Annotated in this window: 10 protein-coding genes; 1 reads left to right on the top strand and 9 read right to left on the bottom strand. The window is 35.2% G+C overall.

Annotated elements, in window-relative coordinates:
* The first annotated feature begins 1,120 nt into the window (after positions 1-1,120).
* Positions 1,121-1,327: a hypothetical protein gene (locus IPM51_15435; GenBank protein ID MBK9285691.1), complete on the top strand. Its 207-nt coding sequence runs from the start codon at positions 1,121-1,123 to the stop codon at positions 1,325-1,327.
* A 173-nt stretch (positions 1,328-1,500) separates the two neighbouring features.
* On the opposite strand, the gene IPM51_15430 is transcribed toward IPM51_15435, so the two are convergent.
* The 9 genes from IPM51_15430 to IPM51_15390 form a co-directional block, all read right to left on the bottom strand.
* Positions 1,501-1,899 (bottom strand): DUF1311 domain-containing protein, encoded by a 399-nt coding sequence (locus IPM51_15430; GenBank protein ID MBK9285690.1) that lies wholly within the window; start codon positions 1,897-1,899, stop codon positions 1,501-1,503.
* Positions 1,900-1,958: 59 nt separating this feature from the next.
* Positions 1,959-2,237 carry a hypothetical protein gene (locus IPM51_15425; GenBank protein ID MBK9285689.1) on the bottom strand — a complete coding sequence of 93 codons (279 nt, stop codon included), beginning with the start codon at positions 2,235-2,237 and terminating at the stop codon, positions 1,959-1,961.
* Between the two features lie 131 nt (positions 2,238-2,368).
* Positions 2,369-3,052: a hypothetical protein gene (locus IPM51_15420; protein MBK9285688.1), complete on the bottom strand. Its 684-nt coding sequence runs from the start codon at positions 3,050-3,052 to the stop codon at positions 2,369-2,371.
* 111 nt (positions 3,053-3,163) lie between these two features.
* Positions 3,164-4,045, bottom strand: a complete 882-nt coding sequence (locus tag IPM51_15415) for a PHB depolymerase family esterase (GenBank protein MBK9285687.1) — start codon at positions 4,043-4,045, stop codon at positions 3,164-3,166.
* Positions 4,046-4,155: 110 nt separating this feature from the next.
* Positions 4,156-4,629 (bottom strand): DUF1801 domain-containing protein, encoded by a 474-nt coding sequence (locus IPM51_15410; GenBank protein ID MBK9285686.1) that lies wholly within the window; start codon positions 4,627-4,629, stop codon positions 4,156-4,158.
* Between the two features lie 41 nt (positions 4,630-4,670).
* On the bottom strand, positions 4,671-5,057 hold the full coding sequence (locus tag IPM51_15405; GenBank protein ID MBK9285685.1) for an STAS/SEC14 domain-containing protein: 387 nt from the start codon (positions 5,055-5,057) through the stop codon (positions 4,671-4,673).
* Between the two features lie 238 nt (positions 5,058-5,295).
* The gene (locus IPM51_15400) at positions 5,296-5,754 is read right to left on the bottom strand and encodes a tryptophan-rich sensory protein (protein MBK9285684.1); all 459 of its coding nucleotides are present in this window, start codon (positions 5,752-5,754) and stop codon (positions 5,296-5,298) included.
* Positions 5,755-5,997: 243 nt separating this feature from the next.
* Positions 5,998-6,237 carry a hypothetical protein gene (locus IPM51_15395; GenBank protein ID MBK9285683.1) on the bottom strand — a complete coding sequence of 80 codons (240 nt, stop codon included), beginning with the start codon at positions 6,235-6,237 and terminating at the stop codon, positions 5,998-6,000.
* Positions 6,238-8,143: 1,906 nt separating this feature from the next.
* The gene (locus IPM51_15390) at positions 8,144-8,452 is read right to left on the bottom strand and encodes a hypothetical protein (GenBank protein MBK9285682.1); all 309 of its coding nucleotides are present in this window, start codon (positions 8,450-8,452) and stop codon (positions 8,144-8,146) included.
* Positions 8,453-8,474 lie beyond the last annotated feature (22 nt).

Genomic DNA, 8,474 nt, shown 5'->3' with positions numbered 1-8,474 from the left:
TTTTGACTTTTCCGTTTTATGCCACTTTATTTCCAAACAGATTCCAGCCAGCAGCATTGCCAAGTGTTGAAAGCTAAAAAGTAACACCAAAGAAACGGCAAGCTTAATATTGATTAAAAGAAATAGTTTTGTTAAAAACTTCTTGCAATTTACGAAATTCTTAATATTTTGCCTCATACTTTTTATTTGATATTCGCAATTAATTTATCTCAACAATCTAATGTGCAATAGAAAATTCCATACAACCGAACCAATTATCAACTTGTAATGAGCCCAAGCTGTGGTGAATGGATTAACTGGGTTGGTGTCGCTTCAATGAAAAAGGTTTAGTTTTATTTTCATGTCTTCCTATAAATTCTTCAAAATTATAGGATATAAAACTTCATTGATAACTTAAATGGAATTAGTGATGAATAATTCTGTTAAAAGATTGCGGTCATTTATTTATTTGATGTTTTATAATTTGAAGCAACATAAAATTAATCATATGAAAAAGATCCACTTATTATTTATGGGGTTGTTTGCTTTTACCGGGATGTAGAAGCTCAGCTTACTTAACCAAGGCGGCTAATTGCCCAACCGTTGGTGATTTGGTTACATTAAAAGAATACGACACAACGTGTAACCAAAAGCCACAGGTACCGGGATAGGTCTGGGGATTTCTCTAATTTAACTACTACTCTTCTGCTTATACCGAATCTTACACTCTGTTTCTGCACACCCATCAGCCAGTTATTCCGGGTGCTGATTTGTGCAAATGGAGCGGAGCAACCGAGTTGAATTCGTGACTGTTGGAGCGGTACGGTGGAATTTAATGGCTTTACGCGCCTGTTGGGCCGGAAATTTTAAGCTTTACCAATACGGCTCAATTATTTACTTGGCCGGTTGGCTTAGGCAGTTCAGGTAGTGATGCGGCAAGCGTGCGCTAAGCAACGGAACACTAAAATTGGGCGCGGAACTAATAGTTACAGTGCAACTGGAGTAGGAACAGTAATATTACCAGGACCAAAGACACATAGTAATTGCAATCAAGTGATTCAAACGGTTTCACTAACTGTTACTTCCGGTACCAACACTTTTCAAATTGATGAGAAGAGTAGAGTACATTTACTGCAGTTCTTTGTCTAAAAGAAGGGTAGCGAGTCTGCGCCCACTGCAGAAAACCGGAACAGTGGTTACTAAAAATTTCGGAATGAAAATGAGTCAGAAAGAAGCATTGATTACGGAATTTCTACAATCAATCTACTTTAAAGACGTGCGTGTTTTCCCGAATCCGGCAAGTGGCACTTTGCAATGGTTTAAAAATTCGATGGGAATGTACAATTAATAGACATGAAGGGTGTTGTGCGTGCGTGATGAAAAGAATATAGGAATTTAAAGATATTTCGAATTTACCAATTGAAATTTATAAATTTACGAATGATTAATGAAAAAGGAACCTCAATAAAAAAAAGTGAACATTCAGGAATAATTAAATGTTTTAAAACTTAAAAGCCCGGTTCAGCAATGATTCGGGCTTTTTTTATTCGGATAATGTGATTTCCAAATTCTTAATTCTACAATTCTGTTATCGGTTAATTCCCGCAAACAAAATAAATAGGAGATGGCACGTATATGACAACCGCCGCAACCAGCATAACTATCGTAAATTATTTTGCAATGCTGATCGCGAAATGTTCGCCATGTTTTTTGTAATCGAATGAGTTTATCGGTTAAACTATCTATGGTGTTTGTTTTCGAAATCCATAATAAACTATCATATACTTGAGTTAAAATAGAATCGGATTTTTGAAAAGATAAATTGGCGCAAATTCTTTCCGATAAATTGTCGCCAGCCTTGTTATTGCAATCTACCTGGTTTTTGTATTTCAGATAGTCCTGATTTTTTGATATGTTCAATATCACCTTGTGCATGCACATGAAACACCAGAAGAACAAGTATAGCAGAATAAAAAATATTAGGATTCATACTTTTTTCTTTTGGCTTGCACTTGTTTTACAATAAGTATAATGATGCCGGCAATGGAAAGGAATAAATTAACAAAACCGATTACCAGGGCCAAATCATAAATTAATTTAAAATTAAAATCATCAACATAATGATTTGGTAATGCGCCGGAAAATGCAAGAATAAAGGTGATATATAATGTGCACAGGCCAAGCAAAACAAAAACTACATAATATATGGCGAGTATGGATATGGAAAATTTTTGAAAGTGTGCAAATATTTTGTACAATAAAAAAATGTAAACAAGGAACACTACAAAATTTATTATTTCTAAAACCATTATCTTATAAAGTATTTATTATTGCGTAATAGTAAATATACAATTTAATACTATTGTAAGGTGAAAAGTGTGTTGAATCGTTAATCAATAAATTTTATAACTCCACATTTGAATGTATTTGAACCCGATGGATTACTGGTATTCAAATGGAAATTAAGATCAAATTCCATGCAGTTTATAACTAAATTAGAATTATTGGATTGATTATCCTTGGAGATAGATTCAGTTAAATTAAAATACGCTCTAGCTACACCATCTACTAAACATCCAAAATAAAGTACGCAATTTTCGTTCGGTTTAATTTTTTTGTTAACCGTAGTGGATTTTGTTAATCCTGTTTCTAAAAATTGCTCAATATTTTTGACACCGAAATTAAATGTGTCTATTATACGTTCCGGTGAATACTCTTGTGGAATTAAAAAGGCATGAATCGAATTTAATACAAAAGTATTTTGAGGTATTGCTATTTCCGGTAACTCAATATTTAATTCCATTGGTTTTACACTATCGTTCACCAACTGAAGTCTGAAGATTCTATAGGAATAAGAATTTCCTTCTTTTGATACATGCACACCACCTCTTGGGCCACAACTAAATAGTTCTACTCCGTATTTTTTTTCATACGATTCCGGAATTTTTATGTTAGCTTTTGAAAAATGTATATTTTTAGAGGGTTGCACTTCTTTAACTGATGAATCGGTGCAAGACAGAGAAGCAAAATTTAAAGCTAGCGTTAATAATAATATTTTCAGGGAATTAAACATTCAATTTATTGTCTTTCTAAACTATCCTTTTTTAAAATCCCGAATTCCTTGGCTACATGATAAGTGGAGTGATATCCTTTATCAATTCCAAAGATGCTGGTGTTACCGCCTTCATCTTCTTTTTTGCCGCTTCACCATTAAACGGTGTCCTAAATTATTAATCAAGTATAAATTTATTTTGTTTTCTCCCAATGCATTGTTGTATTCCCATTTAGTAATATCTTTTATTCCGGCATAAGCTTTTGTTTCTTTATCTGCAATAGTATCTATTTGATGTAAACCCGCCCATTGTGAAACAAGATATTTACTATTTCTATAATCAACCACGCCATCATTAATTCCATGATAAATAATTAATTTGGGGTAAGCACCTGTGTAATTAGGATTTTGTTCTTTTACAAATCTAACTAAAGCAGTATCGGAATAATTCACATTTCCTCGCATTACTTTTACCGCCTGAAAGGCATTGGTTGCCGATTTATATGCGCCGCCCGCAAATACGGCTGCGCTTTTAAAAAGCTGTGGATGAGTTGCGCTCATCACAATACTCATGGCTGCTCCGGCGGATAGTCCGCTGATAAAAATTTGAGTAGTATCTACATTGTATTTTTTTTGGAGGTAACTTATCATTTCAAAAATAGATTCGTTTTCCCCGCTGCCTTTTTCAATATCTTTTTTTAAAAACCAATTGAAGCAAGAATTGGGGTTATTAGCGCCTTTTTGTTGCGGATACAACATTAAAAAATTATTTAAATATGCCAGTTTATTCCATCCGCTTAATTCTGCAACGGCATTGGCATTTTCTCCGCAACCGTGTAGCATTACTACTAAGGGAATTTTAGCGCTGTCTTTTCCGCTTTTGTAAATATACATTCTTAAATTTCCCGGATTTTCCCCAAACTCTTCAATTTCTTTTAAGGGGTAATCAGATTGACAATAGAAGCTCTGACAAATCAATAAAAATGAAATTATTAAATAAATTATTTTCAACAATTACAATAAATGCTTTTTTTAATAAATAAAAAATTAACTTCTAACTTCTAACTTCTAACTTCTAACTTCTAACTTCTAACTTCTAACTTCTAACTTCTAACTTCTAACATCTACTTTTTAACTTTGGTTTTGGGATTAAATGCCGCCTCGTATTTGGCAATCCAGTCTTTGGTACTCATTTTTTTCATGAGTTCTCCAATGAGTTTAAAAGGGATGTCGTCAAATTTTTTAAAACGTATACAGCTTTTACCCATATCCAATTTTTGTTTACTGTGTTTTGGAAATTCACTCACAAACCATTTTAATAATTTAGGATCGGTGTAAATGCCCATGTGATAAAAATTAATGGAATTTTTTTGCGAAGCTATTCCGGCAAAGGGTAGGGGTTCGCTGGGTTTACAATGATATCCCGCGGGATAAATAGTGTGCGGAACAACATATCCTAAACCGCCATAACTAATGCCGGCCTCAAATCCTTTGGGTAAATTTTTAAGTATGACTTCGTGCAGTTGATTAAAGGCTTCGGCTCTGTCGGCCGGCACATTAATTAAAATTTCATGTACAGTTTTTCCGTTTGCTTTCATATCCATTTTAACATTAAAGATAAGCTATTTGTAATATATTTTTACTTTAAGGCTTTCTGTAATTTTTGTTTAAGCCAATGTTTGGCCTTTAGCTCATCTTGAAATAATTTAGTGGAAACTTTAGGTTTATTTACTTTAATGTAGAAATTCGCAAGTATTAAAGTAGCCAAATTTTTATTGCTTACAATGGCAGTGGCTTTTCTGTTTGGTGGATTGTGTTCTGCCATAAATGCTCTTGCTTCAATAGGAACAATAACATTATTTTTTCCATCAATGAGTACAGAATATTTATCGTTTTTCACCAATTCGTACTGCGCTTCATATTGCTCTTTCATTGATTCAATGGTGAGCTCGGCCCCTTCTTTTATTCTCACATATAAAATATGATCAGCATATTCTAAAATTGAATTGGACGTTTCTCTTTTCATGTTAAATTCTACCGAGTTTATTGTATAAACTGCTCAATTGGATTTTATTCTCAGTAAATATAAGAAGTATTTTTTATTAGCAGTTCAATAATAAAAAATCATAAGACTTTCAAATCCTGCAGAGTTGGTGAGTTAAATTTGTCATTGCACCATTTACCCGCAGGATTACAAATCCTGCAGAGCATTTAACCTTTCGCCTATAAAAATTGAATTATTCGTAATGTAATTTTATTCAAAATTAATTTTTAAAAAATATGTATCCGTTCAATGATGTGGCAATTAAGAGCCAAATTAAATAAGGAGCAATTAGTAGAGAATTTAATTTCATTGTTTTCCAATAAAAGAGTAGGATAAATCCAATGAGTACCGTGAGCAAGGTAATTAATAAAAGAGCTGTCATTACTTTATTATAATAAAAGAACGTTGGGTTCCAAACAACATTTAAGAGCCATTGTACCAGGTATAATATTATTAGTAATCTTTTATTTTCAGTAACTGTCCATATGTTTGCCATGTAAATATTAAAACAAATCATAATCGTTGTCCATGCGGCTCCAAAGACCCAACCGGGTGGTGTCCATGGCGCTTTGGATAGATTGAAATACCAATCTGATGAAACGCCTTTGTTGGTAAAGAGGCCACCTATTGCAAGTGCACCGAAATTAAGCAGTAGAAAAATTATTAGTTTATAAATCATTTTGTGTAAGGTAAAATATATTTTTTTGTTTTCATTTATTTTTTTAAAATTTTCTTAATCATCAATTCGTATTCCTTAAATCTAGTACCCCCACAAATGTTTATAGTAGGGTACAAAACTTTTTATTAGTACGTCCGCTTTTTTGCGCCAGTTTGCTGTTAGTTTTCAGTTGCGCACACGCAGAAATAGCTTGTCATGGCTACCGATTCTTATTCAGTCGCCAAAAAAGGAATAGCTTAAGGGTTAAAGAACTGCCCACTCGAAGAATTTATTTATCATTGTGTCTGAACATTTATATTTAATTAATTTTTGTTTTATATATTCTGATACTTCGTCGGACGGAATGTTTTCACTCAATTTAAGGTCTTTTATTTTGCGAATTTCCTTTTCGAAATTTTCGTGAGGAATAATAACCCCATTATACATGTTAAATGAGGAAATTAAATGGATGTCGATTAAGTATTTTTGGTGCTTGGTAATCATTCTTGTCTGTTATTAAATTAATGTCTGCCCGTTTTTTCCTTGCGAGATTTTGTCCTGCACAATTGAACTAACGGATGCGGGGTTGGCGACGGCGGATTTTTGAAAATCTCCGGTCTTACCCCGACAAACGTTTATTAAATGTACAAATATTATTTAGCGGCAGCAAGTGGGAGAGGTGTAAAACACGCAATAATTTCGCTCGCCGCGATGACCGACGTCCGCCCGCTGTTCGCCAACCCCGTGTTAGGCGATGTAATGGCTAGTATGGTTAAGTATTGGTTAAGCAGGCGCCAAAAGGTGCGATTGAGGCGGTGGTGCGGTTGGCGCCGATTGGTGGTCAAGGCGAGAACATCAAGAGCTTGTCGATTTGTTACAAAAGAGTGAATGTTTTTTGAGCTCGGAAAAAAAAGTCCCTTTATTGAAAGAGTGGGGCATTATTTTTTTGTCCACACATTTAAAGGTGTCTGCATTTGTGCGAAAAAAATAATAAGTGCGAAAGAGTAGTGGGGCTGAAATAAAAAAAGAAACGGATTTGTCCGCCATTATTTCGCCTAACGGATGCGGGGTTGGCGACGGCGGATTTTTGAAAATCTCCGGTCATACCCCGACAAACGTTTATTAAATGTACAAATATTATTTAGCGGCAGCAAGTGGGAGAGGTGTAAAACACGCAATAATTTCGCTCGCCGCGATGACGGTGTCCACCCGCTGTTCGCCAACCCCGTGTTAGGCGATGTAATGGCTAGTATGGTTAAGTATTGGTTAAGCAGGCGCCAAAAGGTGCGATTGAGGCGGTGGTGCGGTTGGCGCCGATTGGTGGTCAAGGCGAGAACATCAAGAGCTTGTCGATTTGTTACAAAAGAGGGAATGTTTTTTGAGCTCGGAAAAAAAGTCACTTTATTGAAAGAGTGAAGCATTATTTTTTGTCCACACATTTAAAGGTGTCTGCATTTGTGCGAAAAAAATAATAAGTGCGTCGGAAAATGAGGCTGAAATAAAAAAAGAAACGGATTTGTCCGCCATTATTTCGCCTAACGGTTGCGAACTGGCGCAGAAAAGTTTTGGAACTTTAATGTTTCTATTCGTACAATCGTTATTTAAAGATACTAAACTTTATATTACCTCGTCCGTTTTTTTGCGCCAGTTTGCTGTTAGGCGTTGTGTGGCCCCACAAAGATGTGTAACCACAATTACAAAAAATAAACCCCGTCTAATTTGTTTTAATGTCCTAAAGGTTTTCACTTTTTTTTTCGTGCGATAGGAGTTGTACTGCGAAGTTTTTCACTCGCAGTGCCCGTTCTAATGGATAATGGTGGACAAAGGCTGGCAAAATGCAAATGGATTTGCAGCCAAATAAAAATATTACCGCTAAAAAGACGCTGCGAATTGGTTTGCATTTTGCTTTCCAGAAATTTAAACTAAGCAGTCCTGCAAAAATGGGTGTTTAAGCACAACCAAATTGCTAAACGTTAGAGAGTAAATGTTAATAGACTGTTAAAACGTGCGAGTAGATTGTTAAAACGTAAGTTGCAGTCACGGAGTCGAGGGTTGCAGCGACGAAGTCGAGGGTAACAGTCCGACATACTGTCAGCATTTTTACGAGTGCTTGAGTGAAAACTTGAATTACTGAGAAAAAGATTGTTAAAACTGAAAAATAGACGACGAGATTGTGACTCGCAGCACCAAGAAAGTAAGTGACAGCACCAAAGTCGAGCAATGCGATTGCAATGTCGAGCAATGCGACAGCAGTTTTGTTAAAGAAAGTCTGACATTTGTTAAAAAAGATTGGGATGTCGAGGCACACTTCAACAAGCTCAATGTAAACTTCAACAAGTTCAAGCTAAACAAAACAAAAGTCCGGCGAAGATGCCGGACTTTAAAGGAAAGAGAAAACAAGAACAGAGAACTATTTAGCTTTTTTCTTGGATACTACACGAATAAATTTGATTTCGTTAGCTGCAATGAACTGCTGACTTGAAGCACCGTAAATACTTTTTATGTATGCTTTGGCTCTTCTAACCCTGTCGAGCATACCAGTGTCGTTTGCATAAAAAGTTAAGTTACGAGCAATACGAGCTGATTTTAAATTAGCGTAACTAACGTTTGCCGCATTGTTTAAACTTGTAAGATTATTTAACAGGGTTTGTAAACCTGCTACTTGCAATGTTGGTTCGTTGGGTGTGTAAGAAGGAACGGATTGCAAAAGCAGAATCATTTTTGCTAAATGTTGTAGTTTA

The sequence above is a fragment of the Sphingobacteriaceae bacterium genome, assembly GCA_016715905.1.
Lineage (GTDB): Bacteria > Bacteroidota > Bacteroidia > B-17B0 > Aurantibacillaceae > Aurantibacillus.
The sequence above is the reverse complement of the archived record's forward strand: the minus strand, read 5'-3'. Positions and strand labels throughout refer to the sequence as shown.

Bases quoted from the DNA above. Each gene is read 5' to 3' on its own strand.
- IPM51_15400 (MBK9285684.1), bottom strand. From the start codon at position 5,754: ATGATTTATAAACTAATAATTTTTCTACTGCTTAATTTCGGTGCACTT.
- IPM51_15420 (MBK9285688.1), bottom strand. From the start codon at position 3,052: ATGTTTAATTCCCTGAAAATATTATTATTAACGCTAGCTTTAAATTTT.
- IPM51_15405 (MBK9285685.1), bottom strand. From the start codon at position 5,057: ATGAAAAGAGAAACGTCCAATTCAATTTTAGAATATGCTGATCATATT.
- IPM51_15410 (MBK9285686.1), bottom strand. From the start codon at position 4,629: ATGAAAGCAAACGGAAAAACTGTACATGAAATTTTAATTAATGTGCCG.
- IPM51_15390 (MBK9285682.1), bottom strand. From the start codon at position 8,452: ATGATTCTGCTTTTGCAATCCGTTCCTTCTTACACACCCAACGAACCA.
- IPM51_15395 (MBK9285683.1), bottom strand. From the start codon at position 6,237: ATGATTACCAAGCACCAAAAATACTTAATCGACATCCATTTAATTTCC.